The sequence below is a fragment of the Rhizobium sp. N731 genome, assembly GCF_001664145.1.
Taxonomy (GTDB): Bacteria; Pseudomonadota; Alphaproteobacteria; order Rhizobiales; family Rhizobiaceae; genus Rhizobium; species Rhizobium esperanzae.
Map to the genome: position 1 here is coordinate 2444397 of NZ_CP013601.1, position 26977 is coordinate 2471373.

Below are 26977 nucleotides of genomic sequence, written 5' to 3' on the forward strand. Positions count from 1 at the left end.
GTTTGGGGAAACCGGTGCTCCCAGCCAATCTCCCTCCTTGTGGGGGAGATGTCCGGCAGGACAGAGGGGGGTACTACACGGCACATCCTATCTGAAGCACCGCCACCCAAAAACAAAACGGGCGGCCCAAAGACCGCCCGTCAAAATCACCACAAATCAGGCGTCAGATCTGTGCCCCACGCGCCTTGGTCGTCGCATCGAAAGCCTTGTCGACATAGGCGTCACGGCCGTAGACGTCATCGAAATACTCCACCACGCCATCCTTGTTCGGCCAGGCGGTGAAATAGGAGACGTAGACCGGGATCTTCTGCGGCACCTTCACCGCATGATTCTGGCCGCTCGCGATCTGCCTGGCGACATCGTCGGCCGTCGTGCCGAGCACGGCGGCTGCCATCGCGCGCGGATTGGCAAGGCGCACACAACCGTGGCTGAGCGCCCGCATGTCGCGCTTGAAGAAGCTCTTCGAGGGCGTATCGTGCATGTAGATCGCGTGGCTGTTCGGGAACAGGATCTTCAGTTCGCCGAGGGCGTTATCGCTGCTTGGCGGCTGGCGCACCGAAACATTTGCGGTCGAGCCGTACCAGTCGACGCTGGACGAGGCGACGGCATGGCCATTCACCTCAACCTCATACCCGAGCTGATCGAGGTAGTTCGGGTCCGACCGCAGCTTCGGCAGCATTTCGTTGATGATGATCGACTGTGGCACGCCCCAGAACGGGTTGAACTCCACCGTCTCGATCTCGTCGTTGAAGAAATAGGTCTGGTTGTTCTTGCCGCCGACCACCACGCGCATCGACAGCTGTTCCTTACCGTCATTATGGTAGTAGGCCATGTAGGCCGGCTGATTGATCATGACGTAGCGGGAACCCAGATCTTCCGGCAGCCAGCGCACCTGTTCCATGGCGACGACGAGCTTGTCGATCTTCGAGGCATTGGTGTCACCGCCGGTCATGGCGCGCACGGTCGCCTGGCCGATGACACCATCGGGCTTCAGACCGTGCTCCTTCTGGAAGTCCTCCACCAGCGAGACGATGTCGGGCGAATAGTCGCTGCCGCCCACATAGGCTGCAAACGTCGCCGCATGATCGGTCTTCAGCGTCTCGGACCCGTTCTTCTGCAGCGCCTTGACGATATTGGCGATCTCGGACGAACTGTCGCCGGGTTTGAGCAGCCCTTGGAGCGAAATGACGATCTGCTCCTCATTGCTATCGGCGGCGCGAAGCTTGGCAAGCTCCGCCTTCAGCGCCTCGAACTGCGGGCTATCGGGCGAACGGCTGGCGATATAGGCGCCGGCATTCGGGCTCATGCGCGCAAGCTTCAGCACCGGTGCCAGATTGACAACCTTGCGCTGGAAATCGTGATAGCCGGAAATCTTGTTCGGATCGATGCGGCCGCGGACCGTGTCCTGCACGAAGGCAAGCACCTTGGCCGAAAGTTCCAGCTCGAATTGCGTCAGCATTCGGTCGCGCGCGGCAGGATCGGGATTGGCCGGATCGACCGCCGGCGCCTGCACGGCGTAATCGGCAGGGTCGAGGCCCACGGAAGCCGCATCGGCCAGCGCCACCATTGCCGACTGGGCGCGCTCGTTGATCTGGTTGCCGTCGACCCAGACGAGCGGATTGCGGCTATCGCTGTAATAGGTTTCCAGCGCCTTGGCGACGTCGGCATTGGCGCGAACCTTGGCCTGCGCCAGGAAGCGGCGCTGCACCACCGGTTCGGAATCGCTCCCAGGCGAAACCTCGGCAACCGCACCCGTAACGATGGGATCGGCGAACTTGCTGGTATCGACGAACTGCAGGGCTTCGGTCTTGTAGGTATAATAACGCGGACCGCTGACCTTCGGCAGCGGCGCCTCCGGGTCAAGCCCGCCAAGCGATCCGCCTTCTCCGCCACGCGGCGCCACACGCCCGGGCGGCATCTGATCCATGAAAATGGTGCTCTGAGTCCGCTGCCTGTCGCCGCGCAGCATATCCATCAGCGTATAGGCATGCGCGGGAGCGGCCATCATTGCCAGGCCGCAAGAAACTGCCAATGCGGATACCGCGCTTTTCAAAACGAACGTCATATATATTCCAGTCCCGATGTCATGCTGTTCTCAGCTCAAATCCCGCGAAACTCAAGCAGCGTAGGGCCTCATTGATCAGAAACCGGCCTTCGCCGCCAGCGCCGGCGGACTAATTTCATGTGAGAGGAATCCTGCGCGGCGCCGCACAGCAGTTCACACAAAATTATGAAATTATTAGTTAATTTTTTACCGAATTTTCGCCGCCGGGCCAGTACGGCAAAAACGTGCCGATGCATAAAATTTCCAACGTGGCCGAAAAAGCACGCCGCCTGGCAGGCACAAACATGACTGTGATCATCAATATTTCGCACCGCATCCGGTTTTCTTGCCCTGGTTTCCAACCTATAAGACCACATCTTTCGAAGATGCCAGAAAACAGCATGTGATAGGAAGGCAAGGCTCATGACCGCAACCCGCACCGAAACCGATACTTTTGGCCCCATCGACGTCGCCGCCGACCGATATTGGGGCGCCCAGGCGCAGCGTTCGCTCGGCAATTTCAAGATCGGCTGGGAAAAGCAGCCGCTGTCGATCGTCCGCGCGCTCGGCATCGTCAAACAGGCGGCCGCCCGCGCCAACATGTCACTCGGCCAGCTCGATCCGGCGCTGGGCAAGGCGATCGTCGACGCCGCCCAGGAAGTAATCGACGGCAAGCTCGACGAGCACTTTCCACTGGTCGTCTGGCAGACCGGTTCCGGCACGCAGTCCAACATGAATGCCAACGAGGTGATCTCCAATCGTGCCATAGAAATGCTCGGCGGCGTCATGGGTTCCAAGAAGCCGGTGCACCCGAACGATCACGTCAATATGAGCCAGTCGTCGAACGACACCTATCCGACGGCCATGCACATTGCCTGCGCCGAACGGATCGCCCATCACCTGCTGCCGTCGCTGAAGCACCTGCATGCCGCCCTGGACATGAAGGTCACCGAATTCAGCCACATCATCAAGATCGGCCGTACCCATACCCAGGACGCGACGCCGTTGACGCTTGGCCAGGAATTTTCCGGCTATGCCGCCCAGCTTGGCTCCGCCATCAAACGCATCGAGATGACCCTGCCCGGCCTCTGCGAACTCGCCCAGGGCGGCACCGCCGTCGGCACAGGCCTCAACGCACCGGTCGGTTTTGCGGAGAAGGTCGCGGACGAGATCGCTGATATCACAGGCATGCCCTTCGTCACCGCGCCGAACAAGTTCGAGGCACTTGCCTCGCATGACAGCATGGTCTTTTCGCATGGCGCCATCAATGCGGCGGCTGCCGCTCTCTTCAAGATTGCCAACGACATCCGCCTGCTCGGCTCCGGCCCCCGCGCCGGTCTCGGCGAACTGGCGCTGCCGGAGAATGAACCCGGCTCCTCGATCATGCCCGGCAAGGTCAACCCCACCCAATGCGAAGCGCTGACGCAGGTTTGCATCCACATCTTCGGCAACCACGCCGCGCTGACTTTCGCCGATAGCCAGGGCCATTTCGAGCTCAACGTCTACAATCCGATGATGGCATACAATTTCCTGCAGTCGGTGCAGTTGCTGGCCGACGCCGCCGTTTCCTTCACCGACAATTGCGTCGTCGGCATCGAGGCGCGCGAGGACAACATCAAAGCCGGCCTCGAACGCTCACTGATGCTGGTCACCGCCCTCGCCCCCAAGATCGGCTACGACGCCGCCGCCAAGATCGCCAAGACGGCTCACAAGAACGGTACAACGCTGAAGGAAGAGGCGCTTGCCAGCGGCCTGGTGACATCGGAAGAATATGACGCGATCGTGCGCCCGGAAACGATGATCGGGCCGAAGTAAAAGAGCCGCGATACGCAGCCCCTGATCCGCCTGCCGGCACCTTCTCCCCGCTTGCGTCCGCTTGCGGGGCGAAGGGAGATAGCCGCAACCTCCCCGTCCCTCGCCAACCTCTCGCAGGGCACGTTCCCTCGCCCCGTCTTTACGGGAGAGGGTTAGGGTGATGGGCGATCTTCGTCTGCCTGGCAGACAAGGGAGCAATGTCAAACCAACAACGAAAAATTGTCCATCACGACAGAATTGCCCATGAAGTCGAACCGGATTTCTTCGATGTCCTCGATATCTATCTCGAGACTGGGGCCGGCGACCTCGAGCTCCTGCTGATAGACGATCTGGCCGTCGTTCAGGGCTGTGAGCGTCAGGTGAAAGGGCGATGCCGACAATTCGGCGATCGAGACGCTCTGAAAGGTGAACTCCCCGCCATCGAGCAGTTTCAAGCTTACGGGGGCAGAACCGGGGGATAGAACGGTATCGCTGAAACCGTCTTCGGTAATGGCGTCGACGCCCGGGATACTATCATAGACGATGCCGTTCAGAAGCGTCACGTCGTGGCTGCCGTTCACCGAGAGCGCAAAGCCCCGGTAATTGGGGAGAGAGAAATTATCCGCCCTCGATAAGACGCCCATATCATCGAAATCCAGGACTTCGTGATATTTTTCGCCTTCGTTGACGCCGTCGATCGCCAGCGTCAGCACGCCGACATCCGTGCCTCCCCAGCCGTCGGACATCTTGTAACTCAGCTTTTCGATGAGCTGATCGTACTTCCCCAAATTCTTCACCACGTCGAGCGTATAATCCAGCTCATATGTGAAGTGACCATCAGGTTTCACTTTGAAGATTCCGTACTCGCCCTGAATGATCGTTTCGTGGTCAGGCCCATGTTTGGCGTCGATGCGGACTCCATTGACGAAGCGAACATACATGTCCGCTCCTTCGGGATCGCTGGCAAGGCGCAGCAGATCGCCCCTGATCCAGTCATGTTCGAAAAAAACGAGAAGGTCGTCGACAGCAGTTGGCTTTGCATTTGTCATTGGAAGCCCCGGCAGGTTAACGCTGCCGGGAATATGAACTGGGCTCGAGTTGAAGGCAACCTGAAGTCGGCCGTTTCGCGACAAATGTCGATTTCTTCTCTCTTATTGCGTGTGCCAGGCGGGTTGCAAATGTGGCACGACATAGCCCCAGCTCCAGACTCCACCGTTCCCAATTGCATTTGCTTCGCAGCAGATTTAGACCGGTTCCAATTTTAGCGACGCACGCCCAGCAGAAAGGTCACTTAGATGGCTGACGATCTCTTCCCCCTTGGCGAGGATGCCACCCCCTACCGCAAGATCAGCAGCGACTACGTCTCGGTCGACAGTTTCAAGGGCCAGCAAATCCTGACGGTCGATCCCGAGGGTATCCGGCTGCTTGCCGAAACCGCCTTTGCCGACATCAATCACCTGCTGCGCCCCGGCCATCTGAAGCAGCTTGCCGCCATCCTCGACGACCCTGAAGCGACCGACAACGATCGTTTCGTCGCCTACGATCTGCTGAAGAACGCCAATATCGCCGCCGGCGGCGTGCTCCCCATGTGCCAGGACACCGGCACGGCGATCATCATGGGCAAAAAGGGCCGCCGGGTCTGGACCGAGGGTGAGGATACGGCAGCACTCTCCAAAGGCGTTCTCGACGCCTATGAGAAGAAGAACCTGCGCTATTCGCAGCTTGCGCCCATAAAAATGTTCGAGGAGAAGAATACAAAGAACAATCTGCCGGCACAGATCGATATTTATGAGGAAGGCACCGACTCTTACGACTTCCTCTTCGTCGCTAAGGGCGGCGGTTCAGCCAACAAGACCTTCCTCTACCAGGGTACGCCCTCGCTCCTGACGCATGACCGGATGATCGACTTCCTTAAGGAGAAGATCCTGACGTTGGGGACGGCAGCCTGTCCTCCCTACCATCTGGCGATCGTCATCGGCGGCACCTCGGCGGAGATGAACCTGAAGACGGTCAAACTTGCCTCGACCCGTTACCTCGACGAGCTGCCGACCGAAGGCTCCGAGAGCGGCCATGCCTTCCGCGACATCGAAATGGAAAAGGAAATCCACAAGCTGACGCAGCAGATGGGCGTCGGCGCGCAGTTCGGCGGCAAGTATTTCTGTCATGACGTGCGAGTCATCCGCCTGCCCCGCCACGGCGCCTCGCTGCCGATCGGCCTGGGCGTCTCCTGTTCCGCCGACCGCCAGGCCAAGGGCAAGATCACCCGCGACGGCATTTTCGTAGAGCAGCTCGAAACCGATCCGTCGAGATACATGCCCGAGATCGACGAGGCGAAACTGTCGGAATCGACCGTGCATATCGATCTCAACAAGCCGATGGCCGAAGTGCTCGCCGAACTCTCCCGGCATCCCGTCAAAACGCGCCTTTCACTGACCGGCACCATCATCGTCGCTCGCGACCTCGCTCATGCCAAGATCCGCGAACGGCTGGAAAAGGGCGAGGGCATGCCCGATTACCTGAAAAATCATCCGGTCTACTATGCCGGCCCCGCCAAAACGCCGGCCGGCTATGCCTCCGGCTCCTTCGGCCCGACGACGGCCGGCCGCATGGACAGTTATGTCGACCAGTTCCAGTCCTTCGGCGGCTCGATGGTGATGCTTGCCAAGGGCAACCGCTCGCGCGCCGTGCGCGAGGCCTGCAAGAAACATGGCGGCTTCTATCTCGGCTCGATCGGCGGCCCCGCCGCCCGTCTCGCCCAGGACTGCATCCGCAAGGTCGAAGTACTCGAATATCCCGAGCTCGGCATGGAAGCGGTCTGGAAGATCGAGGTCGAAGACTTCCCCGCCTTCATCGTCATCGACGACAAGGGCAATGATTTCTTCCAGGAGTTGAATCTGGGGTGACTGGGCGTGCCGTGCAGCCCCCTCATCCGGCCACCTTCTCCCCGCAGGGGGCCGCAGGGGAGAAGAGGGTGCAAGCCGCCGACCATCGTTTCCTATCGTAAAGGTCTCAATGGGAGTGAGGCGCTGCCACGAGTCCCTTCTCCCCAGCGGGGAGAAGATGCCGGCGGGCAGATGAGGGGGCCGCACGGCACCCCCTTCCGATACCTGCACCATTACTGAATATCTGCAGCGCTTACCATGTCCCCATCATCCACCCTCGCCAGAATCTCCGTCCGGAATGCGCCGGCAAAAAAGCCGGTGTGCTCCAGCAGCAAGGCGCCGCCTGCGAGGACGGTGAAAACGACGACGGCGAAAGAAATGGCGCGGGGCCTTTCCATGAGCTTACGCCGTGGTTTTCTGGCAGCAGTGGGGTTTAGTGCTGGAAATTATCTTTCCGAAACATTCACGCTGAAATAGGAGACGACCAAAACCTGATGTCGACAAGATGAATACGATCTCCAGCGAGAAAAAGAACTGTAAGTTTTTTTAAACACCATTCCCGCAAAGCGGGTAGGACTACTCGACAGAAGATACATTTTTCTATGGAAAATCATAGGAATGGTCGACGTATTGCCCTACTTCTGAGTTTTCATATGTAATCTTTGGTATGTGTCGCTTTAATCTTTTCCCAAGAAATTTAAGCTAACAACTAAAATATTGCCTTTGAATATATGAGGAGTTCGCCGGATGAATACGGCTGTCGCGCCCAAGGTGCAGGTTCCCGACGTCGCGGGTCAGATCACCTATGCCATGCGCTCGATGGGCGTTGCGCCGATACCGCGCAATTACGAACTCTTCTACGAGGCCTATATCGGCTCCAATCCCGCCCTCACCCGCGAACTCGCAGCCCTTGGCAGCCAAGCTACACAGGCCGAACTCGATGCGCTGGGCGCTCAGTATTTCACCGGCAGCCCCGCACGCGTCTTCGACGATGCCCATTCGCGCATATCAGGCGAACTCGACGGTCTGCTGCGGATTCTGAGGCAGGAGCAAAGTTCACTCGAAAGCTATACAAGGCTGCTCGGCGAGACCCATAAGCGCATTACCTCCAAAAGCAATGCCAGCGTCGAACTGATCGAAAGCGCCATCGAACTTTTGAGCCAGGCGACTGGCGACACCATGGCGCATGGCGAACGCACCGTCGAGGACGTCGTCCAGCGTTCGCAGGAGATGGACCAGGTCCGCAAGGAACTCGACGAATACAAGCGCATCGCCAACACCGATTCGCTGACGCGCCTTTCTAACCGCCGCGCTTTCGACGACCGCTTGGCAGCGGTCTTCAACAATCCCGGCATGCGGCCGGTGACGGCCCTGCTGCTCGCCGACATCGACAACTTCAAGAAGATAAACGACACCTACGGCCATCCCGTCGGCGACAAGATCCTCGCCACTGTCGCCTCCGTCATCCGCAGCAATGTTCGGCGAGACGTCTTCGTTGCCCGTGCCGGCGGCGAGGAATTTGCCCTGATCATCGAGGGCAACACAGCCGAGGAAGTGACGGCGATCGCCGAACGCATCCGCCGCACGCTCGAAACCACACCGTTCAAGAATTCCCGCACCCGGGTGAATTACGGCCCGATCACCGTTTCGATCGGCATCTGCATGGCCTCGAATGCGGAGGATGCCGGCGAACTCTACAGCAAGACCGACATCGCCCTTTACGGCGCCAAGAACGCCGGCCGCAACTGCATCGTCCTTTATCAGGACGGCATGCAGAAGGACTTCAGCAAGAGCTGGCTGATATACAAGGCCTGACGCGGAACCCTCATGATGAGCACGCTGTCGCCATCAGGTGACGGCATCAGCTGTTGTCCGGTTCACTCCACGGCTATTACTTTTTCGATATCAGGAGCGGGAGGTGGCCGCTTCTTCCCTCATTCCTCTGCTCGTCACAGGAATGAGGGAGGAGAGGTGCGTGGCCACCTCTCGCCATCACGGCCTCTCGGCATCCCCTTACCACATCGTCTTCGCCGCCCGTCCCGGCCATTCCCGGTCGTAGGTTTCCTGATCGAAATCACCGACCGCGGCCTTCAGCATCTGGCCCGGCGTCGGCAGCGCCGCGAGATCGGCAAAGTGCTCGACATTCCAGAGTTCGGCTCGCATCACCGCACGCGCACACTGGAAATAGACCTCGTCGATCGAAATGACGATGACGGTGCGGGGATGTTTGCCGTCCATCTCGAAGCTAGAAAGCAGCGCCTCGTCGTCGGAGACGACGCCGCGGCCGTTGATGCGCATCGTCGTATTCGAGCCGGGGATCAGGAACATCAGCGCAAGCCTGGGGTCGCGCACGATGTTGGAGAGCGAATCGACGCGGTTGTTGCCGCGCCAGTCCGGCAGATGCAGCGTCTCGTCGTCGACGACGCGCACCACGCCGCCGAGATCGCCGCGCGGCGAACAATCGAGCCCTTCCGGCCCGACGGTCGCAAGCGCGGCAAAGGGCGAGATCTCGATCATCTCGCGATAGAGCGGCGTCAGCCGCTTGGTCACCTTGTCGACAGAGGCCTGCGACAGGCCGGCGCCATAGATCGTATTGAGCTCTTCGATGCTGTCGATGATTTTCATGAGGCGTTCCGCAGCGGCTGGATCTTGCGGTGGACGCTACAATGCCGCGCGCCTCGCCGGAAGGTCAAAAAATGGAATGATCTCCGCATCTTTTTTGATGCTTTCGCCGGCTTCCTCGCCTGCGCCGTCTGCGAGAAAGGCTGCGATCGCGCCAAGCACGGGAGCCGCGCCGATGATGCGCCGGTGACCGAATCCGTTTGCACAGAACAGCCGCACTCTATTTCCCGCCGCGCCGTAACGCCGGGCATGGTCCGCTGACACCTCCTTGTCGTCCTCGGCATGGACCACCAGAACCGGCCGGCCGATCGAGCCCGCCGTATTGCTCGCGTCGAAATCCTCGAGTCTCCGTCCAGTGACACGATGTACCTCAATCTCCAGCGCGGCCTGGGCAACGGGGCGAAGGCCGACCATCCGGCCGAAATCGGTAAAGAGCCAGGCCATCTCGCTCGGCGAGCCGATCAGCACCAGTCGCTCGCCGGTAACGGGCACCGCATGCGGGATCAGACCCGCCGCCGAAACCATCAGCGCCGCGCCCCCGAAGGAATGGCCGATCGCCGCATCAAATGCACCGAACCGCTCGCCTGCCGCCGCGAGCGCCTCGACCGCGAGCCCCATATGCAGGAAGCGTCCGCCCGCGCACCCGTGGCCGGGAAAATCGAGCGCTATCACCTCGGCACCCGTCGCCGCCAGCATCGAAACGAGATCGGCCATGTAGACGGCGCTCGAGCCCCAGCCATGTGTGACGAGATAGCGCTTGCGCTGACCGAGCGCCCCGCCGTTCAACCGGTAGGCATGTGCTTTGGCGCCGCCGGCAAGCCTGAGGACGAAGCGCTCGGCGCCGGCAAGCCGTGCCGCGCCCGCCGCATGCGCCGCCTTCGCTTTCTCGCCCTTCGGCCGCGGCGATGGTGTGCGGCAGAACAGCCGGAATGCTACCCTGCCCGCCAGCCGCTGCGAAATTACCTGCAGAAGCCGAAATCCGAGGCGGGTGACCTCAAGCGCGAAATTTGCCATAGTGGGAATCCAAAAGACTGTTCAACACTGAACAATAAAGTACAACGATGAACAAAAATCAATCCCTACCCTGGGATCATCCGCGTTTTCGCAGCTGGATCGCGGTGGCTCGCGCCTGCCAGCTCATGCAACAGTCCCTGGCGCGCTCGCTTGCCGATCTCGACATCAAGCCGCCGCATCTCGATATCCTCGTCAATCTCTACCGTTTCGAGGCCATCTCGCAGCAGGAACTGGCGCGCAAGCTCCTCGTCGGCCGCTCCAATATGAGCATGCTGCTGCCGCAGATGGAGCAACGGGGTCTGATCGAGCGGCGCGGCGACGAGCGTGACAAGCGGGTGCTACGCCTTTATCTCACCGGAGAAGGCCGCAAAGTAACCGAGGCAGCGATGGCGATCCAGACCGACCTCATCGAACGTACGCTCTCGGAGGAGCCGATCGAGCAATGCATGGCGACCGCCACCTCGATGGAGCGCATCATCGCCGTACTACTGAAAGATCTGCGCGACGACGATTGATCAATGCAGCGACGGCGCCGTCGATGTGCCGGTCAGCGAGCGATATTCCCAGGCCGCGACGATGATCAGCACCAGCGTCGCCAGGATGCCGAGCAGATAGACCTCGATGAAGGGGGCCACGAAGGCCAGCAGGACCACCAGCACGAGGCCGGCAAGATGCGACAGCGGCATCTGGCCGCTGGTCGCGCCCTTGAACCAGAGATTGCCGACGAGGAATAGGCCGGAGCCGCCGAGCACCGCCGCGGCGATGCCGATATCGCCCGTCTCGTGCGGATGCGAGAACATGAATTCAACCGCCACCGCATGCACGATGATGCCGGCCAGGATCGGGATATGCCCATAGGTGAAGGCCTGCCGCGCCAAGGCACCCGGCGTCTCCTCATGTTCGATGCGATGGGCGGCGCGCCCGTGGCCGAAGTGGAAATAGAGCCACCACATGGCGACCGTGCCGACGAAGCCGGTGACGAAGACGATGCTCGTCAGTCCCGAGATCGGCAGTTCGGAAAAGGTACGGCCGGAAACGAGAATCGCTTCGCCAAGGCAGATGATAACGAAGAGCGCGCAACGCTCGGCCATATGCGCGCCGGACACGTCCCAATCGCTTGGAACCGAACGGCCGAGCCCGGGCACTGCAAAGCCTGCGGCTGGCCCGGCATATTCGATGACAAGTGCGATCACCCAGGCAATCAGCCGGGCTTCATGCTCCATGAGCCCGCCGGCGATCCAGAAGACGGCGGCGACCGCAAGCCAGCTTGTGATGCGCACGAAATTCAGCGTATTGGCCCGGTCGACGCGCGTCATCGCATAGGTCGTAAACAGCGAACGCCCGACCTGCATCGCCACGTAGGCGCCGGCAAACAGCAGCCCCTTGTCGCCGAAGGCTTCGGGAACGGAGGCCGACAGCAGCAGCCCGAGCATCATCAGCGCCACCAGCATGCCGCGCACCGGCATTTTCTCGGGATCGAGCCAGTTCGTCACCCAGGCGGTGAAGATCCACACCCACCAGACGGCGAAGGTCATCAGCGCCGCTTCGGCAGCACCCAGCGGCGTATAATGGGCGGCAAGCGCATGCGAAAGCTGCGAGATCGAAAAGACGAAGACCAAGTCGAAGAACAGTTCGAGGAAGGTCACCTTGCTGCCGGCCGCACTTCCCTTGGCGCGCAGCCAGTTCTTGCTATTCGCTTTCGCCATGTGTCCCCCGATGGCCATGGATTGAAATTCAGCGCGGCTTTTCCGACGTGTCGCGGTTCATGCCCTTTTCCCGGAGCTCGTCCTCATAGGCCGAAAACAGCTCCGCCCCTCGTTCGCCGAGTTCGCGCAGATAAGTCCAGGTGTAGATGCCGGTGTCGTGCATGTCGTCGAAACCGATCCGCACCGCGTAATTGCCGGTTGGCGTCATCGAGATAATCGCGACATTGCGTTTGCCTGATACCGTCACCTTCTGCCCAGGCCCGTGGCCCTGCACCTCGGCCGAGGGCGAGAGCACTCGCAGCAGCTCGGCCGACAAGTCGAAGCTCTGGCCGTCATTGAAGGTCACCACCAGCCGCTGCCGGTCTTTCGAAACGCGAAGTTCGCTCGGCCAGATATCGCTCATCTCAATCACCCTCTTTCCCCTGGAGAAGTAGGCGTTCGGCTTTTTCGAGGCAAGCGCAAATTAGCGTGTGCGAAATCCGTTTCCCTTGACGGGGCAATCACATATGCACAAATAGAAGATGCCGCTTGAAAACGGGCTGGTGTCCGGCTTGCACTGCTACAATCCCGCCGCGGAGGAATTGGTGAATACGAGAGTGGGAACGATAGGTAACGCATCGCCGCTCGCGGCAGATGCACATCAGATGATCGACCCTTTCGGCCGGGCGGTCACCTATCTGCGCGTCTCCGTTACAGACCGCTGCGATTTCCGCTGCACCTATTGCATGGCCGAGAATATGACCTTCCTGCCGAAGAAGGACCTGCTGACGCTCGAAGAGCTGGACCGGCTCTGTTCCGCCTTCATCGCCAAGGGCGTGAGGAAGATCAGGTTGACCGGCGGCGAGCCGCTGGTGCGCAAGAACATCATGTATCTGGTGCGCAAGCTCGGCGAAAAGATCGGCGCCGGCCTCGATGAGCTGACGCTGACGACCAACGGCTCGCAGCTTTCCCGCCATGCCGCCGAGCTTTATGATTGCGGCGTACGCCGCATCAATGTCTCGCTCGATACGCTCGATCCCGACAAGTTCCGCAAGGTCACCCGCTGGGGCGATTTCGCCAAGGTCATGGAAGGCATCGACGCGGCGCAGAAGGCCGGCATCAAGATCAAGCTCAACGCCGTGGCGCTGAAGAATTTCAACGATGCCGAGATGCCCGATCTCCTGCGCTTTGCCCACGGCCGCGGCATGGACCTCACCGTCATCGAAACCATGCCGATGGGCGAGATCGAAGAGGACCGCACCGATCAATATCTGCCGCTCTCCGAGCTGCGCGCCGATCTCGAACGTCAGTTCACACTAACCGACATAGATTACCAGACCGGCGGCCCGGCGCGTTACGTCAGGGTCAGCGAGACCGGCGGCCGCCTCGGCTTCATCACGCCGATGACCCATAATTTCTGCGAGAGCTGCAACCGTGTGCGCCTCACCTGCACCGGCACGCTCTATATGTGCCTCGGCCAGAACGACGCCGCCGATCTCCGCGCCGCACTCCGCGCCACCGAAGACGACGCCCTCCTCCACGCCGCCATCGACGAGGCCATCACCCGCAAGCCGAAAGGCCACGACTTCATCATCGACCGCACCCACAACAGGCCGGCCGTGGCGCGGCATATGAGCGTCACCGGCGGGTGAGGCCCGGTCTGCGCAAAGCGGGGAGCGATCGATCCAGTGATCATCGCAGGGCCAACGCCCTGAGCCCAAGCGAAGGGCCGGGGTGCGCCAAACTCCACTAGTATCCAGAAGTGTCCAGCAACACCTGCGAGAGCCTCACGGCACGACGGTCAGCGCCTAGCCACCCGGTGTTGCTCCAACCCATCACCCAGGCTTACGCGCGCAAATCGCAAACCGCTCCTGCACCATGCGCTCCAGCCCCCGCAGGAACGGCATTTTGCGCGCCTGCGCCCAGTGGATATCCGCGAGCTTGCGATCGACCACGATATCCGTAAAGCCGGCCTTGCTGAGAAGATCGACCACTGCTTCGGCCGGCATCTCCTTGGCGAAGTGCACACGGGAGCGGATGTTCTGATGGCGCGCCATCATTTCAGGCGACATGTGGCTCGTCGGCGGCTTGCCCGTAATTTTCGTCCAGAGCTTCTGCAGGCCCTTGACCCACGTCTCCTTGCCCATATTGCCGTCGAGGATCAGCACCTTGCCGCCCGGCTTCAGCACTGAAAACCATTCCTTGAAAGCCGAAGCCGGGTCCACCAGCGTCCAGACGAGATGGCGGTTGGTGATGGCGTCGTAGCTGTCCCGCGGCTCCATGGTATTCTCGGCGTCGCCGGAAACAAAGCGGATGTCAGTGCCGCGCTTCTTCGCCTTGGCGCGCGCCTGCGCCAGCATCGCGTCCGACCAGTCGAGCCCCGTCACCTTGAAGCCGGCATCGTTCATCAGATGCGAGATGACGGCCGTGCCGCAGGCGAGATCGAGCGCCGCACGCCCCTGCCCCTCGCCGAGATGCTTTCGGATCAGCCGCTGCCAGCCCTTCCGTTCGGCCTCCGAAAAAATTTCATGGCCGACGCTCTGGTCGAAGGTCGCGGCCCTTTCCGACCAGAAATCGCGGATTTCATCGCGGATGGAGTAGTTCGTGTTCATTGAATTCATCGCAGGCACCCCGGCATGGCATCAGTTTGGAAATGCTCTAAAACATATAACTTGATTCACAAAGTCATATTTCTTATGCCTGCGGACATTATTCAGACCTCGGGGGAATTTCCAGATGAATTTCGTGAAAATGCTCGCAGTCTCCGCTGCTGCGATTGCGAGCCTGATGCCGCTGTCGGCGCTCGCCCAATCCTTCACCGTCAAGGATGTGGCCGGCCGCGAAGTGAGCTTCGACAAGCCAGTCGAGCGTGTGATCCTTGGGGAAGGCCGCATGCTCTATGCCGTCGCGCCGATCGAGAAGGAAGACCCCTTCGCCAAGATCGTCGGCTGGCGCAACGATCTCTGGACCACCGACAAAGACGGCTTCAACGCCTATGTCGAGAAGTTTCCCAAGGGCAAGGACCTGCCCTTCCTCGGCAACCTGACCGACGGCACACTGCAGACCGAAACGGTCGTCAAGCTGCACCCGGACGTGCTGCTGCTGCCGATCGGCAACAAGACGGCCGCCGACGAAGTGAAGCTCGAAGAGATGCTGAATGGCATCGGCGTCAAGATCGTCTACATCGATTTCCGGGAACATATTCTCGCCAACACCGAGCCGAGCTTGAGGGTTCTCGGCAAGCTCTTCGGCCATGAGGACCGCGCCGAGGCCGTCGCCAGCTTCTGGAAGGAACAGATGGCGCGCGTCACCGACAGGCTGAAGGCGGCCAATCCGCCGAAGCCCAATGTCTTCATGTATCGCGCCGCAGGCCTGGTCGAATGCTGCGGCACCTTCGGTCCCGATAATTTCGGCCTGATGGTCGATTTGGCCGGCGGCCACAATCTCGGCTCCGATTTCCTGCCGGGTTACACCGGCTCCATCAATGCCGAACAGGTCGTCGCTTCCAATCCGGAGGTCATCGTCGTCACCGGTTCCAACTGGAGCCAGACCAAGGATGCCAAGGATTTCGTCAATGTCGGCCCGAATGCCGCAGCCACCCTCGGCGACAGCCGCAAGGCGCTCAACACGCTGATGGAAAACCCGGCCTTCACCGGCTCCAAGGCAGTGGCCGGCGGCAATGTCCATGCGATCTGGCACCAGTTCTATACCAGCCCCTATCAGTTCGTCGCCGTCCAGCAGCTCGCCAAATGGTTCCACCCGAACCTCTTCGCCGATCTCGACCCGGATGCCACCTTCAAGGAATTCCACGAGAAGTTCCTGCCGGTCGCCTATCAGCCAGGTTACTGGGTCGACGCCAAGGCGGGCAAGTAATCCGCGATGGCCGAGATCGCCGCCATATCGATCGAAGCCGAAGCCGGGCGGGAGCGCTACCGCGCCCTCGCCCGGCGCAAGCTGCTGATTCTTTTCGCCATGACCGCAGCACTTTGTCTGTCCTTCGCCGTCGATCTCGCCTGGGGGCCGGCCCGTTATAGTCTCGGCGAGGTCGTCTCCGCCCTCCTTGACCCCGCCTCCGTTTCCGATCAGATCCGCGCCGTCGTCTGGGACATCCGCATGCCGGTCGCTGTGATGGCGATCGTCGTCGGCGCCTCGCTCTCCGTCGCCGGCGCGCAGATGCAGACGATCCTCGCCAATCCGCTCGCTAGCCCCTTCACCTTAGGCATTTCGGCGGCGGCAAGCTTCGGCGCGGCGCTTGCGATCGTCACCACCGTTCCGCTTCTGCCTGTCGCAGCCGGCTTGCTGGTGCCGGTCAATGCCTTCATCATGGCGCTGATCGCCACCCTCTTCATCCATTTCGTCTCGCAGGCCCGCGGTGTTTCGGTGCAGACGGTGGTGCTGCTCGGCATCGCGCTGGTCTTCACCTTCAATGCCGCCCTCGCCTTCCTGCAATATCTCGCCTCCGAACAGGCGCTGTCGGCCGTCGTCTTCTGGACGATGGGCAGTCTCACCAAGGCCACCTGGCCGAAAATCTGGGTGACGCTCGCCGTCCTGCTGGCAGCGTTGCCGCTCTTTGCCCGCAACGCCTGGGCGCTGACCGCCATCCGCCTCGGCGAGGACAAGGCGGCAAGCTTCGGCGTCAATGTCCGCCGCATCCGCCTGGAAACCATGCTCGTCGTCTCGCTGCTTGCCGCGGTGCCGGTGAGCTTCGTCGGCACGATCGGCTTTGTCGGCCTCGTCGGCCCGCATATCGCGCGCATGATCCTCGGCGAGGATCAGCGCTTCTTCCTGCCGGGCTCGATCCTTTCGGGCGCCCTGCTGCTGTCGCTGACCTCGATCGTCTCGAAGTCGATCATCCCAGGCGTCGTCTTCCCGATCGGCATCATCACGGCGCTGGTCGGCGTGCCCTTCTTCTTCTCGCTCATCCTCTCGAACAGGAGCCGGTCATGGTAGCGCTTCAGTTGCAGTCGGTCGGCGCCTTTCACGGCCGCAAGCTCTTCGTCGAAGACGTAACGACGCCGGTGATGAGGTCAGGCGAGGTCGTGGCGGTGATCGGCCCGAACGCCGCCGGCAAGTCGACGCTCTTCAAGCGCATCACCGGCCTGCTCAAGGGGCCCGGTCATGTCGTCGTCGAAGGCTCGAAGGCGAAAAACGCCATCAGCTACATGCCGCAGGATACGTCGGCAAATGCGGTGCTGAGCGTCTACGAATCCATCCTGCTTGCCCGCAAGCAGGGCCAGTCCTGGGCCGTCGGCGATGGCGACCTGCGCTTCATCGACGAGATCATGGCAGCGCTCGATATCACCGCGCTCGCCTTCCGCGATTTCGGCGCGCTCTCCGGCGGCCAGCGCCAGCTCGTCTCGATCGCCCAGGCGCTCGTGCGCGAACCTGAAATCATGCTGATGGATGAACCCACAAGCGCCCTCGACCTCCACCGCCAGGTCGAAGTCCTCGACTTCATGCGCCGCAGGGCCCGCGCCAAAGGCATGCTCGTCCTGATCGCCATCCACGACCTCAACCAGGCCCTGCGCTTCGCCGACAAGGTGCTGGTCATCGCCAACGGCCGCATGCGCGCCTGCGGAGCGCCAAGAGATGTCGTTACCGCCGAAATGCTGCGGGAAATCTACAGAGTCGAAGCCCGGGTGGAGAGATGCTCGCTGGACCACGATCATGTGATCGTCGATGGGACGGCGCATTGACCCAGGGGAGCCTGTCCGGAGGGCGTCAATACCCGAGAGAGCCCATCCTTGTACGTTGCCGTTGCTGTATAGTGGGTTATGCGACGGGGATGCCTATTTCAGGATGAGAGTGGATGGGCATGCCGTCACGCCAAGAGGGCCTCGTAGCCCATCGGGCGAAGCCTCGAAGGACGAGGCGGGCACTCCACCCTGCCCGTCAGTCGATCAATCGCTGCGCGGTAAACTTGTCGGTCACAAGCATATCGATCACCCCGACGCGGAGCGCGCCGGCAATCGCGTCGGTCTTCTTGGCCCCACCGGCAAGGGCAATCACCCGGTCCACCCGCTCCAGATCCTCGAGCGGCAAGCCTATGACCCGGTCGTCCAGCGGCGTCTTGACTGGTTTGCCGTTCTTATCGAAGAAGCGAAGCGAGATATCGCCGACGGCGCCTGCTTCAGCGAGATCGGAGAGTTCGCGGGAGGAAAAGATATTGCCGGAGCGTGCGAGAAGTTCGGACGGTTCAACGGCGCCGATGCCGACGATTGCAAGCGTTATGCTGCTGAAGAGGTCCATCGTCTCACGGACGAACGGGTCGGCCTGCATCAGAAGCTTTGCTTCCCTTGACGTCGTCACGCCCTGCACGGGAAGCAGTTTCGGCTCGGCCCCGGTCAGCCGTGCAAGCCGCGTGGTCAGCTGCGTCGCATGCGTCTGCACGGAAGGATCGCCCATGCCGCCAAGGGTCTGGACGACATACTTCGCCTGAGCGCTCTTCTGCGGGTGAATGTTCTCGACCATCTTGAAGATGGTCTGGCTCCAGCTCGAAACGCCGATGATCTCCCCCGGCGCAAGCGTCACCTCAAGGAGATGTGCCGCCGCCTCGCCGATACGGGCCATGATGGCGCCGTCCCGGTCTTCCGTGCACTCGACGACGATCGCCTCCGGCAGACCGTATTTTTCGCGAAGCGCGCCCTCGAGCTCGCTATAGGTACCGACGGGCGGGATCACGCTGGTTCTCACGATATCTTCAGCTTCGGCACGCTTCAGCATGCGCGACACCGTCGCCTGCGACAGGCGAAGGTGCTCTGCGATCTCCGCCTGTCGCCGTCCCTCTATGTGGTACATCTGGGCGACCCTTGAAATGAGGCGGAGTTCGTTGAGGCGAGTCATCGCTAATCCCAGATTGAATTTTTATTCACCTTTAGCCTTTGTTTCGCGGCACGTCGAGCGGGCGAGCGCATCATTCCAAGTATCGAGAAGCACCCCACGATCCACGGGTTGCGGCTCGATGGTTTGCGTGTTTCGCGGCAACGCCGCGACAATTTCGAGATCGCTCCACAAGCCGAGTGACAGCCCCGCCAGATAGGCAGCGCCCAAAGCCGATGCCTCGGGTGCTTCGCATTGGATCACGGGATGTTCGATAAGGTTCGAGACACACTGCATCAGGAAGCGGTTCTGGCTCGGTCCGCCATCCACATAGAGCGCGCCGAGTTCGCCGCCGTTCTGCGTCCGCATGGCCGCGATCACGTCATGCACCTGGAAAGCGATGGAATCGGTCACCGACCGGGCCATTTGCGCACGTGTCGTATTAAAGTTGATCTGGGAGAACAGGGCGCGGGCATCGGCATTCCAGTAAGGCGCCCCCAGCCCCACGAATGCCGGCACGAAGCCGGGTCCGCCCGGCTCGGCGCTCGCCGCAAGCTCGACGAGGGCCGCCACATCCGCAAGGCCGAGAATATCGGCCATCCAGGGAAGACTGGCGGCGCAAACGAGAATATTGCCTTCGAACGCGAAAGTCGGCTTTCCCCCAATACGCCATGCGACTGTGGTCGTGACGCCGTTGCGTGGAGGAATGAATTGCGAAAGCGTCGTCATGACCGAAGAGCCGGTCCCGAAGGTCACCTTGCCGTCGCTCGGCTTGAATGCCCCATGGCCGAACAGGGCGGCGTGGCTGTCGCCGATCGCGGCCATGATCGGAGTGCCATCCGGCACCCCCGGCAATCCTTGCGTTCTGCCGAAATCGGCGGAGCTGTCGAGCACCTCGGGCAGCAACGCGATATCCACGCCGAAGATCTCGCCGAGTTCCTCGCTCCATCTCTGCTCCCTGAGATCGAACAACTGGCTCCTGCCGGCATTCGAGGCGTCGCAGGCGTGCCGGCGCCCACCCGTAAGGCAGTGGACGAGCCAGCTGTCGATCGTGCCGAGCCGCACCGATCGCCCGGCCGGAATACGGTCGAGCAGCCAGCGGAATTTCGAACCCGGAAACATCGGGTCCAATGGCAGGCCGGTGAGCGCCTGCACCCGGTCAAGACGGCCTTCGGCAATCAGACGTTCGCAATCCTGCGCCGTTCGGCGGCACTGCCAGCTGACCACCGGCCCAAGCGCCTCTCCCGTTTCGGCGTCCCAGGCGGTGACCGATTCGCGCTGGTTGGAAATGGCCACGGCCTCGATAACAACATCGGAGCCGGCCTTCAGGCAGGCATCAACCGCTTCGCAGACCGAGGCGTAGAGCCGGCGCGGGTCTTGTTCGACCCAGCCCGGCTTCGGATAGGAGATGCCGACAGGCGCCGATCCTCTGCCGACGATTTCTCCCTTTTCGGAAACGAGAACTGCCTTTGAATTGGTCGTGCCCTGGTCGATTGCCAGAATTGCCCGCATTCTATCCTCCCCGGATCAGGCGACGGCCGAAACCGCAAAAGCGTTCGGCCAGTCTTGATCCCAGTTACTTCCGCTTGATCAGCGCCTGCGCGGCGTCGGCGATTGCGGACGGCGCCATCCCGAATTCGTCGAGCAGGAACTCTGCCGAACCTGTGGGGGCATAGACGCCGGGAACGCCGAGACGTTTCATCGGCACCGGGGCATTGTCGACCACCACTTCGGCGACCGCCGAGCCGAGCCCGCCAAAGATCGAATGCTCTTCGGCTGTGACGATCGCTCCGGTTTCCCTGGCTGCGGCGATGATCGCCTCCTCATCGATGGGACGAACCGTCGCAAGGTTGAGCACCCTGGCACTGACGCCGCGCTCAGCGAGGATTTCGGCAGCCTTCAGAATGCGATGCGTCAAAGTACCGTTGGCGATGAGGGTGATGTCGGAACCCTGGCGAAGGAGATTTGCCTTGCCAAGTTCGAATTTATGGCCTTCCGGAAGCAGGTCGGGCACGCCGACCCGTGACAGGCGCAGGAAACAGGGCCCGTCATAAGTCGCGGCCCACGCAACCGCAGCGGCGGTTTCGATGCGGTCGCAAGGCGCAATAACCGGAAGATTGGGCAAGACCCGTGTCCAGGCGAAGTCTTCGATCGAGTGATGGGTCGGACCGAGTTCGCCATAGGCCATGCCGGAGGAGATGCCGACCAGCTTGACGTTGGCATTCGAGTAGGAAATGTCGGCCTTGATCTGCTCCAGCGACCGCCCCGTCAGAAACGGAGCGGCAGCGCAGACGAATGGAAGACGTCCGCCGTTGGCGAGGCCTGCTCCGACGCCCACCATGTTCTGCTCTGCAATTCCGACATTGACGAGGCGTTCGGGAAATTTCGACTTGAAGCCGCCGAGCTTGGAAGAACCGACCGAGTCGTTGCAGACAGCAACGATCTTCTCGTTTTCAGTTGCCAGCCGCTCAAGCGTGGTGGCGAATGCGTCGCGGCAATCGTGGAGCTTGGGTGGGTTGATTGGCGCGTTCATTACAGTGCCTCCGACAATTCTGCCAATGCGATTTCGTATTGCTCTTTGCTCGGCACCTTATGGTGCCAGTCGACCCGGTCCTGCATGAACGAGATCCCATGGCCCTTGTTGGTGTGGGCAACGATGCAATGCGGTCTTGTTCCCCGGTGTTCGAGAGCAGGAACGATCTCACTCATAGTGTTGCCGTTGATCTCGGTGACTTCCCAATCGAAGGCTTCAAGCTTCGGACGAAGCGGCGCGAGATCATTGGTTTCGGCGAGCGCCGCGCCCTGCTGAAACCTGTTGTGATCGATGACCAGCGTCAAGTTGTCGAGCTTGAATTGGGCTGCCGCCATGATCGCTTCCCAGTTGGAGCCCTCCTGCATCTCACCGTCGCCGGTGACGACGTAGGTGTGAAATTTCGCGCCCGAGAGCTTGGCGGCTTTCGCCATTCCGACTGCGACCGGGAGACCATGGCCGAGCGGCCCGGTATTCGTCTCGACGCCCGGAACCTTATTGCAATTCGGATGCCCGTTCAGCCGCGAATGCGGCTGCAGGAACGTGGAAATCTCCTCCTCCGGAATGAAGCCCCGTTTTGCGAGAGTCACATACAGGGCGCAGGCCGTATGTCCCTTTGAAAGAACGAACCTGTCGCGGTCGGGATGCTTGGGCTGATCCGGCCAGACATTCAGCACACGAAAATAGAGCGCCGTCAAAATGTCGATGACCGACATTTCCCCGCCAATATGGCCGGCGCCCGCTTCAAAGACCGCCTGAAGATCGCGCAATCGGATCTCGCGGGCGATGCGCTCAAGTTCTGTCGTATCCATCGATTCCTCGTGTGCATAAATATTCACTAATCAATATTTTTGCATAAGAAGCCGATTAGTCAACCCCCTTGTACTCGGCATCACAAACATCCGGTCAACGAAATCTAGTTGACAGCTGGAAAGCAAGTTGTTAATGAATTTTCCAGCAGCAGTGAATAATTATTCGCTCCTGAACCATTATCGGATACAGGCCTACGCAGAGGGAGGAGCAATGGTGGCGCTCGATATCAATGAACACAGGCTTTCGTCCGGTGCGTGGTTGAGCAAGCTCAAGGGAGCGACCGGCCCGCTCGTCGGATTGCTCGTGCTGTGCGTCTTTCTGAGCGTCAGCACAGACACGTTTCTTTCTGTTCGAAACGGGCTCAACATCCTCGACCAGATCACCGTTCTCGGCATCATGGCGGTCGGAATGACGTTCGTCATTCTGATCGGCGGCATCGATCTCTCCGTCGGCTCGGCACTCGCTTTGGCGATGATGGTCATGGGCTGGACAGCCAACGTCGCCGGCCTGCCGCTTCCCGTCGGGATCGCCTTTGCGCTGATCGCCTCGGCGGTATCGGGCCTGATTGTCGGACTGCTGGTGACGCAGTTCAGGGTTCCGGCCTTTATCGCCACTCTGGCAATGATGTCGGCTGCCCGCGGCGTTGCAAACATGATCACCGACGGCCAGCAGATCGTCGGCTTCCCCGACTGGTTCATGATGCTGGCGATCGATCGCCATTTCGGCGTCATGACCGCCACGGTCTTTCTGATGCTGGCGGTGGTTCTGGCGGCCTGGCTTTTCCTGCACTTCCGCTCCGAAGGCCGCATGCTCTATGCGGTGGGCGGAAATTCCGAAGTCGCGCGCCTCGCCGGCATCAACGTCCCGCTCGTGACGATCGGCGTCTATGTCATGAGTGCCGTCCTTGCAGGCCTTGCCGGCGTCGTGCTCGCCGCCCGGCTGGATTCCGTCCAGCCGTCCAGTGGTCTCGGTTATGAACTGGACACCATCGCTGCGGTCGTCATCGGCGGCACCTCGCTCTCCGGCGGCGCCGGCGGCATCGGCGGAACGTTGATCGGCGTTCTGATCATCGGTGTGCTGCGCAACGGTCTCAACCTTCTCAACGTCTCGCCGTTCCTTCAGCAGGTGATCATCGGCATCGTCATCGTGCTTGCGGTCGGCGCAGAGACCATTCGTCGGCGTCGCGCCTGACGAGCGGGATCCGCCGCACTGGCGGACCCGGAATTCCGCCCCGGAAAATCGGGACGGATCTATACCCCGAGGGGGAGGACATACCCGAGGGTTCCATTAAACAACGGAGGAAATACAATGAAAATAGCGCGCACCATGCTCGCGTCTGCCGCACTGCTCGGTCTTATGCTCGGTCCCGTACACGCGGCGGAACTGAAGAAGCTGGGCCTCGCCGTTGCCAACCTTCAGGCAAACTTCTTCAACCAGATCAAGCAATCGGTCGAGGCCGAAGCCAAGAAGCGCGGCATCGAAGTCATTACGGTCGACGCCAAGGGCGACGGGCCGACGCAGGTCAACCAGATCCAAGATCTTCTGACCCAGAAAATCGACGCGCTGATCTATATTCCGGCCGGTGCGGCCGCGGCGAGCGTTCCGGTCAAGCTCGCGAAGAACGCCGGCATCCCGGTCGTAAACGTTGACCGCAATGCGGAAGGAGCGCCGGGCGATACGTTCCTTGCAACGGATTCCGTCGCCTCCGCCAAGGCTGTCTGCGACTACATCCTGAAGGAAGCCGGCGGCAAGGGGAAGATGGTCATCATCCACGGCCAGAAGGGCACGACGCCGGAAGTGGATCGCTCGAAGGGCTGCGCTCAATCTCTCAAGGCCTCCCCGGATGTAAAGGTCGTCGCTGAGCAGTACTCCAACATTTGGAGCCAGGATGAAGGCTTCCAGATCATGCAGAACATGCTTCAGGCCAACCCCGACGTCTCGATCGTATTCGCTCAGGCTGACGCTCTTGCACTCGGCGCCGCCCAGGCAATCAAGGTCGCGAAACCTTCCGGGAAAATCGTGGTCGGGGGCTTCGACGGCGACACCGCAGCGCTCGAAGCTCTCAGCAAGGGCGTCTTCGACGTTACGGCTACTCAGCAGACGCAGAAGATGGGCCGCGACGCGGTTGAAAATGCCGCCAAGCTTGTCGCCGGAGAGAAAGTACCGCCGGTCCAGCTCATGGATGCCACGCTGACCACCAAGGAAAACGTTGCAGGCTTCATCGCCAACCATCCCTGATGAAGCCGAGGTCTTGAGGAGGTGTGCCATGACTGATCCCGTTCTTTCCCTGAGGGGCATATCCAAGTGGTATGGGCCGCTCCAGGTTCTGAAGAATGTCAGCCTGGACGTCTATCCGGGCGAAGTGGTTGCACTTCTCGGTGAAAACGGAGCGGGCAAGTCGACGCTGTCAGGCATCATTGCCGGATCCCGCACGCCCTCCGAAGGATCGATGACATGGCTGGGGCAACCTTACGCCCCGGCCACCCCGAGGGAAGCGATCGACAAGGGCGTTGTCCTGATCCACCAGGAGCTGCAGCTTCTGCCGCAGCTCTCGATCGCCGAAAACGTCTTCATCGGACGCTGGCCGATGAAGAACGGCGCCATCGACCGTGCCCAGATGGTTCGCCGGGCCCAGGACCAGCTCGCTCGCTTGAACCTTCACATACCTGCAACGCGAACGGTCGCCGGCCTCTCCACGGCAAATCAGCAACTTATCGAGATCGCCAAGGCGCTGGCGCTCAACGCAAAGCTGCTGATCCTCGATGAACCGACAGCCGCCCTTGGCGGCGCCGAGACCGAGGCTCTCTTCGAACAGGTTCGCAAGCTTCGCTCGGAAGGCGTCGGCATCGTCTACATTTCCCACCGCATGGAAGAGATCAAGAAGATCACCGACCGCATCGTCGTTCTTCGCGACGGCGAGCGGGTGCAGGAATTCTCGGACAGCGCGACCCCGGTGAGAACGATTGTCGAGAGTATGGTCGGACGCCCGCTCGACCGCTTGTTCCCCACCCTGCCCGTTCCAACAGACCGCCCGGTACTTCAGGTGTCCGGCCTGAGCTCGCCGGACAACGCGTTCCGCAACGTTACCTTCGAGGTGCGGGCCGGCGAAATTCTCGGCATCGCCGGATTGGTCGGCGCCGGGCGCACCGAACTGGTGCGTGCGATTTCGGGAGCAGATCCGATCAGCGCCGGTTCGATCAAGCTGGAAGGCGAGGAACTCAGGCTGCACGACCCGGCGGACGCGATCGCCAAGGGGATCGTGATGGTTCCGGAAGACCGCAAGGAACAGGGCCTGATCGTCGGGCACCGGATCAGCGAGAACATTGTCTACGCTAATCTCGACAAGCTGGGCCGTGGCTGGATCACGCCGCGCATCAAGCGCTCCTTTGCGGAAAAGGCGGTGGCGAAGTTCGGTGTCAAGGGCCGTGCCGAGCAGTATGCCTCGGACCTATCCGGCGGCAACCAGCAGAAGGTCGTGATCGCCAAGTGGCTCATGCGCGATCCCAAGGTTGTCGTGCTCGACGAACCGACGAGAGGCATCGACGTCGGCGCCCGCGCCGGCATCTACGACATCATCGTCAATCTTGCCAAACAGGGCGTGGCGGTCATCGTCGTAAGCTCGGACCTCGAGGAAGTTCTCGGCGTCTCCAATCGCATTCTCGTGCTTGCGCAAGGCAAGCAGGCGGGGATCCTCGATCGTGACCAGGCCAATGACGTTTCGGTCATGGAACTGGCTACCATCTAAAGCAATTCCAGCAAAAGTGTGCAGCGGTTTTGCGTCAGGAATTGCGTGAAAACAAAACAACAGAGAAAGGAAGAGCGGTGTCCGACATCACTCTGAATGCCCCGAAGCTTTTCGATCTCAGCGGCCAGGTTGCCATCGTTACCGGCGCCGGGAGCGGCATCGGGCAGCGCATTGCCATCGGCCTCGCGCAATGCGGCGCCGACGTGGCCCTGCTCGACCGCCGAACCGACGACGGACTGGCGACGACAGCCGAACATATCCGCGCCGCCGGCCGCCGCTCGATCGAGATCGCGGCTGACGTCACGAACAAATCTTCCCTTGCAGATGCCGTCGCACGCACCGAAGCCGATCTCGGTGCACTGACGCTTGCGGTCAATGCAGCGGGCATTGCCAACGCCAATCCGGCAGAGGAGATGGAGGAGGATCAATATCAGACGCTGATGGATATCAACCTCAAGGGCATATTCCTGTCCAGCCAGGCCGAGGCCCGCGCCATGCTGAAGAATGGACGCGGCTCCATCGTCAACATCGCCTCCATGTCCGGTGTGATCGTCAACCGCGGGCTGAGCCAGGCGCATTACAACGCCTCCAAGGCGGGCGTCATCCACATGTCGAAGTCACTGGCGATGGAATGGGTCGGCCGTGGCATTCGTGTCAACACCATTTCCCCCGGATATACGGCAACGCCGATGAACACCCGTGCGGAGATGGTCCACCAGACCAAGCTCTTCGAAGAGCAGACGCCGATGCAGCGCATGGCGACGGTCGACGAGATGGTAGGGCCGGCGGTGTTCCTGCTGTCGAATGCGGCAAGTTTCGTGACCGGCGTCGATCTTCTCGTCGATGGCGGTTTCTGCTGCTGGTGATGCCTAAGAAGGCTCATTGCCAGGCCACTGGAAAATGAACGGTCTCGCCTCCTCCCTGGCTGAGACCGAGGCGCCGGAGGGTAACGGGCATGACGGCGTGCGATATCGTCGTCTGCCCGCCCTTCGCGCCGATCGAACGGGCGGTTGCGCCGAGATTTGCTGT

General features: G+C 61.0%; 25 protein-coding genes. 12 read left to right on the forward strand and 13 right to left on the reverse strand.

Annotated elements, in window-relative coordinates:
- Positions 1-163: 163 nt before the first annotated feature.
- Positions 164-2065 carry a L,D-transpeptidase family protein gene (locus AMK02_RS12035; RefSeq protein WP_064803035.1) on the reverse strand — a complete coding sequence of 634 codons (1902 nt, stop codon included), beginning with the start codon at positions 2063-2065 and terminating at the stop codon, positions 164-166.
- Positions 2066-2133: 68 nt separating this feature from the next.
- The gene (locus tag AMK02_RS31720; protein WP_176439483.1) at positions 2134-2469 is read right to left on the reverse strand and encodes a hypothetical protein; all 336 of its coding nucleotides are present in this window, start codon (positions 2467-2469) and stop codon (positions 2134-2136) included.
- Here AMK02_RS31720 and fumC point away from each other — a divergent pair.
- Positions 2468-3859 carry a class II fumarate hydratase gene (gene fumC / locus AMK02_RS12040; protein WP_064803037.1) on the forward strand — a complete coding sequence of 464 codons (1392 nt, stop codon included), beginning with the start codon at positions 2468-2470 and terminating at the stop codon, positions 3857-3859. The two genes, AMK02_RS31720 and fumC, sit on opposite strands and share 2 nt — an antisense overlap.
- 200 nt (positions 3860-4059) lie before the next feature.
- Here fumC and AMK02_RS12045 read toward each other — a convergent pair whose 3' ends face one another.
- Positions 4060-4887, reverse strand: coding sequence for a VCBS domain-containing protein (locus AMK02_RS12045; protein ID WP_064803038.1), 828 nt, complete (start codon positions 4885-4887; stop codon positions 4060-4062).
- Between the two features lie 246 nt (positions 4888-5133).
- Between AMK02_RS12045 and AMK02_RS12050 the strand changes: the two genes are divergently transcribed.
- Positions 5134-6741, forward strand: coding sequence for a fumarate hydratase (locus AMK02_RS12050; RefSeq protein WP_064803040.1), 1608 nt, complete (start codon positions 5134-5136; stop codon positions 6739-6741).
- Between the two features lie 212 nt (positions 6742-6953).
- Here AMK02_RS12050 and AMK02_RS31725 read toward each other — a convergent pair whose 3' ends face one another.
- A complete protein-coding gene (locus AMK02_RS31725; RefSeq protein WP_189636964.1) occupies positions 6954-7118 on the reverse strand; it encodes a hypothetical protein in 165 nt (54 codons plus the stop codon).
- Positions 7119-7467: 349 nt separating this feature from the next.
- Between AMK02_RS31725 and AMK02_RS12055 the strand changes: the two genes are divergently transcribed.
- Positions 7468-8535, forward strand: a complete 1068-nt coding sequence (locus tag AMK02_RS12055; protein ID WP_064803042.1) for a GGDEF domain-containing protein — start codon at positions 7468-7470, stop codon at positions 8533-8535.
- Between the two features lie 198 nt (positions 8536-8733).
- Here AMK02_RS12055 and AMK02_RS12060 read toward each other — a convergent pair whose 3' ends face one another.
- Both AMK02_RS12060 and AMK02_RS12065 read right to left on the reverse strand, forming a co-directional pair.
- Positions 8734-9345 carry a pyridoxamine 5'-phosphate oxidase family protein gene (locus AMK02_RS12060; protein ID WP_064803044.1) on the reverse strand — a complete coding sequence of 204 codons (612 nt, stop codon included), beginning with the start codon at positions 9343-9345 and terminating at the stop codon, positions 8734-8736.
- A 36-nt stretch (positions 9346-9381) separates the two neighbouring features.
- Positions 9382-10356, reverse strand: coding sequence for an alpha/beta hydrolase (locus AMK02_RS12065; RefSeq protein ID WP_064803046.1), 975 nt, complete (start codon positions 10354-10356; stop codon positions 9382-9384).
- 47 nt (positions 10357-10403) lie between these two features.
- Between AMK02_RS12065 and AMK02_RS12070 the strand changes: the two genes are divergently transcribed.
- Entirely contained in the window at positions 10404-10871 is a 468-nt protein-coding gene (locus AMK02_RS12070; protein ID WP_064803048.1) for a MarR family winged helix-turn-helix transcriptional regulator, read from the forward strand.
- On the opposite strand, the gene AMK02_RS12075 is transcribed toward AMK02_RS12070, so the two are convergent.
- Positions 10872-12062, reverse strand: coding sequence for a low temperature requirement protein A (locus AMK02_RS12075; protein ID WP_064806172.1), 1191 nt, complete (start codon positions 12060-12062; stop codon positions 10872-10874).
- A 28-nt stretch (positions 12063-12090) separates the two neighbouring features.
- Positions 12091-12465, reverse strand: coding sequence for a gamma-butyrobetaine hydroxylase-like domain-containing protein (locus tag AMK02_RS12080; protein ID WP_064803049.1), 375 nt, complete (start codon positions 12463-12465; stop codon positions 12091-12093).
- A gap of 181 nt (positions 12466-12646) precedes the next feature.
- Between AMK02_RS12080 and moaA the strand changes: the two genes are divergently transcribed.
- Positions 12647-13693: a GTP 3',8-cyclase MoaA gene (moaA, locus tag AMK02_RS12085; protein WP_064806174.1), complete on the forward strand. Its 1047-nt coding sequence runs from the start codon at positions 12647-12649 to the stop codon at positions 13691-13693.
- 183 nt (positions 13694-13876) lie between these two features.
- Here the strand turns inward: moaA and AMK02_RS12090 are convergent, their stop codons facing one another.
- Positions 13877-14662, reverse strand: a complete 786-nt coding sequence (locus tag AMK02_RS12090) for a class I SAM-dependent methyltransferase (protein WP_064803050.1) — start codon at positions 14660-14662, stop codon at positions 13877-13879.
- A 115-nt stretch (positions 14663-14777) separates the two neighbouring features.
- On the opposite strand from AMK02_RS12090, the gene AMK02_RS12095 reads away from it, so the two are divergent.
- The 3 genes from AMK02_RS12095 to AMK02_RS12105 are packed head-to-tail and all read left to right on the forward strand — an operon-like array spanning position 14778 to position 17737.
- Positions 14778-15914 carry an ABC transporter substrate-binding protein gene (locus AMK02_RS12095; protein ID WP_064803051.1) on the forward strand — a complete coding sequence of 379 codons (1137 nt, stop codon included), beginning with the start codon at positions 14778-14780 and terminating at the stop codon, positions 15912-15914.
- A 6-nt stretch (positions 15915-15920) separates the two neighbouring features.
- A complete protein-coding gene (locus AMK02_RS12100) occupies positions 15921-16991 on the forward strand; it encodes a FecCD family ABC transporter permease (RefSeq protein WP_064803052.1) in 1071 nt (356 codons plus the stop codon).
- Positions 16985-17737: an ABC transporter ATP-binding protein gene (locus tag AMK02_RS12105; protein WP_064803053.1), complete on the forward strand. Its 753-nt coding sequence runs from the start codon at positions 16985-16987 to the stop codon at positions 17735-17737. Before AMK02_RS12100 ends, AMK02_RS12105 begins: the two co-directional genes overlap by 7 nt.
- Before the next feature lie 196 nt (positions 17738-17933).
- Here the strand turns inward: AMK02_RS12105 and AMK02_RS12110 are convergent, their stop codons facing one another.
- From AMK02_RS12110 to AMK02_RS12125, 4 genes are all read right to left on the reverse strand, one after another.
- Positions 17934-18884: a sugar-binding transcriptional regulator gene (locus AMK02_RS12110; RefSeq protein WP_064803055.1), complete on the reverse strand. Its 951-nt coding sequence runs from the start codon at positions 18882-18884 to the stop codon at positions 17934-17936.
- Positions 18885-18905: 21 nt separating this feature from the next.
- Complete coding sequence (locus AMK02_RS12115) at positions 18906-20372, reverse strand: FGGY family carbohydrate kinase (protein ID WP_064803057.1); 1467 nt, start codon at positions 20370-20372, stop codon at positions 18906-18908.
- 64 nt (positions 20373-20436) lie between these two features.
- Positions 20437-21393: a transketolase family protein gene (locus AMK02_RS12120; RefSeq protein ID WP_064803060.1), complete on the reverse strand. Its 957-nt coding sequence runs from the start codon at positions 21391-21393 to the stop codon at positions 20437-20439.
- On the reverse strand, positions 21393-22202 hold the full coding sequence (locus AMK02_RS12125; RefSeq protein WP_064806176.1) for a transketolase: 810 nt from the start codon (positions 22200-22202) through the stop codon (positions 21393-21395). Before AMK02_RS12125 ends, AMK02_RS12120 begins: the two co-directional genes overlap by 1 nt.
- A gap of 211 nt (positions 22203-22413) precedes the next feature.
- Here AMK02_RS12125 and AMK02_RS12130 point away from each other — a divergent pair, with 211 nt between their 5' ends.
- The 4 genes from AMK02_RS12130 (at position 22414) to AMK02_RS12145 (ending at position 26814) form a co-directional block, all read left to right on the forward strand.
- Positions 22414-23394: an ABC transporter permease gene (locus AMK02_RS12130; protein ID WP_064803062.1), complete on the forward strand. Its 981-nt coding sequence runs from the start codon at positions 22414-22416 to the stop codon at positions 23392-23394.
- Between the two features lie 117 nt (positions 23395-23511).
- Complete coding sequence (locus tag AMK02_RS12135; protein ID WP_064803064.1) at positions 23512-24441, forward strand: sugar ABC transporter substrate-binding protein; 930 nt, start codon at positions 23512-23514, stop codon at positions 24439-24441.
- Positions 24442-24469: 28 nt separating this feature from the next.
- Positions 24470-25948, forward strand: a complete 1479-nt coding sequence (locus AMK02_RS12140) for a sugar ABC transporter ATP-binding protein (RefSeq protein ID WP_064803066.1) — start codon at positions 24470-24472, stop codon at positions 25946-25948.
- A gap of 77 nt (positions 25949-26025) precedes the next feature.
- A complete protein-coding gene (locus AMK02_RS12145; protein ID WP_064803068.1) occupies positions 26026-26814 on the forward strand; it encodes an SDR family oxidoreductase in 789 nt (262 codons plus the stop codon).
- The last annotated feature ends 163 nt before the right edge of the window (positions 26815-26977 follow it).

Excerpts from the sequence above, each read along its gene's own strand:
- AMK02_RS12065 (WP_064803046.1), bottom strand. The coding sequence starts at position 10,356 with ATGGCAAATTTCGCGCTTGAGGTCACCCGCCTCGGATTTCGGCTTCTG.
- AMK02_RS12045 (WP_064803038.1), bottom strand. The coding sequence starts at position 4,887 with ATGACAAATGCAAAGCCAACTGCTGTCGACGACCTTCTCGTTTTTTTC.
- AMK02_RS12125 (WP_064806176.1), bottom strand. The coding sequence starts at position 22,202 with ATGGATACGACAGAACTTGAGCGCATCGCCCGCGAGATCCGATTGCGC.
- AMK02_RS12060 (WP_064803044.1), bottom strand. The coding sequence starts at position 9,345 with ATGAAAATCATCGACAGCATCGAAGAGCTCAATACGATCTATGGCGCC.
- AMK02_RS12095 (WP_064803051.1), top strand. The coding sequence starts at position 14,778 with ATGAATTTCGTGAAAATGCTCGCAGTCTCCGCTGCTGCGATTGCGAGC.
- AMK02_RS12110 (WP_064803055.1), bottom strand. The coding sequence starts at position 18,884 with ATGACTCGCCTCAACGAACTCCGCCTCATTTCAAGGGTCGCCCAGATG.
- AMK02_RS31725 (WP_189636964.1), bottom strand. The coding sequence starts at position 7,118 with ATGGAAAGGCCCCGCGCCATTTCTTTCGCCGTCGTCGTTTTCACCGTC.
- AMK02_RS12140 (WP_064803066.1), top strand. The coding sequence starts at position 24,470 with ATGACTGATCCCGTTCTTTCCCTGAGGGGCATATCCAAGTGGTATGGG.
- AMK02_RS12075 (WP_064806172.1), bottom strand. The coding sequence starts at position 12,062 with ATGGCGAAAGCGAATAGCAAGAACTGGCTGCGCGCCAAGGGAAGTGCG.
- AMK02_RS12080 (WP_064803049.1), bottom strand. The coding sequence starts at position 12,465 with ATGAGCGATATCTGGCCGAGCGAACTTCGCGTTTCGAAAGACCGGCAG.
- AMK02_RS12090 (WP_064803050.1), bottom strand. The coding sequence starts at position 14,662 with ATGAATTCAATGAACACGAACTACTCCATCCGCGATGAAATCCGCGAT.
- fumC (WP_064803037.1), top strand. The coding sequence starts at position 2,468 with ATGACCGCAACCCGCACCGAAACCGATACTTTTGGCCCCATCGACGTC.
- AMK02_RS12055 (WP_064803042.1), top strand. The coding sequence starts at position 7,468 with ATGAATACGGCTGTCGCGCCCAAGGTGCAGGTTCCCGACGTCGCGGGT.
- AMK02_RS12070 (WP_064803048.1), top strand. The coding sequence starts at position 10,404 with ATGAACAAAAATCAATCCCTACCCTGGGATCATCCGCGTTTTCGCAGC.
- AMK02_RS12115 (WP_064803057.1), bottom strand. The coding sequence starts at position 20,372 with ATGCGGGCAATTCTGGCAATCGACCAGGGCACGACCAATTCAAAGGCA.
- AMK02_RS12050 (WP_064803040.1), top strand. The coding sequence starts at position 5,134 with ATGGCTGACGATCTCTTCCCCCTTGGCGAGGATGCCACCCCCTACCGC.
- AMK02_RS12130 (WP_064803062.1), top strand. The coding sequence starts at position 22,414 with ATGGTGGCGCTCGATATCAATGAACACAGGCTTTCGTCCGGTGCGTGG.
- AMK02_RS12135 (WP_064803064.1), top strand. The coding sequence starts at position 23,512 with ATGAAAATAGCGCGCACCATGCTCGCGTCTGCCGCACTGCTCGGTCTT.
- AMK02_RS31720 (WP_176439483.1), bottom strand. The coding sequence starts at position 2,469 with ATGAGCCTTGCCTTCCTATCACATGCTGTTTTCTGGCATCTTCGAAAG.
- AMK02_RS12100 (WP_064803052.1), top strand. The coding sequence starts at position 15,921 with ATGGCCGAGATCGCCGCCATATCGATCGAAGCCGAAGCCGGGCGGGAG.
- AMK02_RS12035 (WP_064803035.1), bottom strand. The coding sequence starts at position 2,065 with ATGACGTTCGTTTTGAAAAGCGCGGTATCCGCATTGGCAGTTTCTTGC.
- AMK02_RS12105 (WP_064803053.1), top strand. The coding sequence starts at position 16,985 with ATGGTAGCGCTTCAGTTGCAGTCGGTCGGCGCCTTTCACGGCCGCAAG.
- AMK02_RS12120 (WP_064803060.1), bottom strand. The coding sequence starts at position 21,393 with ATGAACGCGCCAATCAACCCACCCAAGCTCCACGATTGCCGCGACGCA.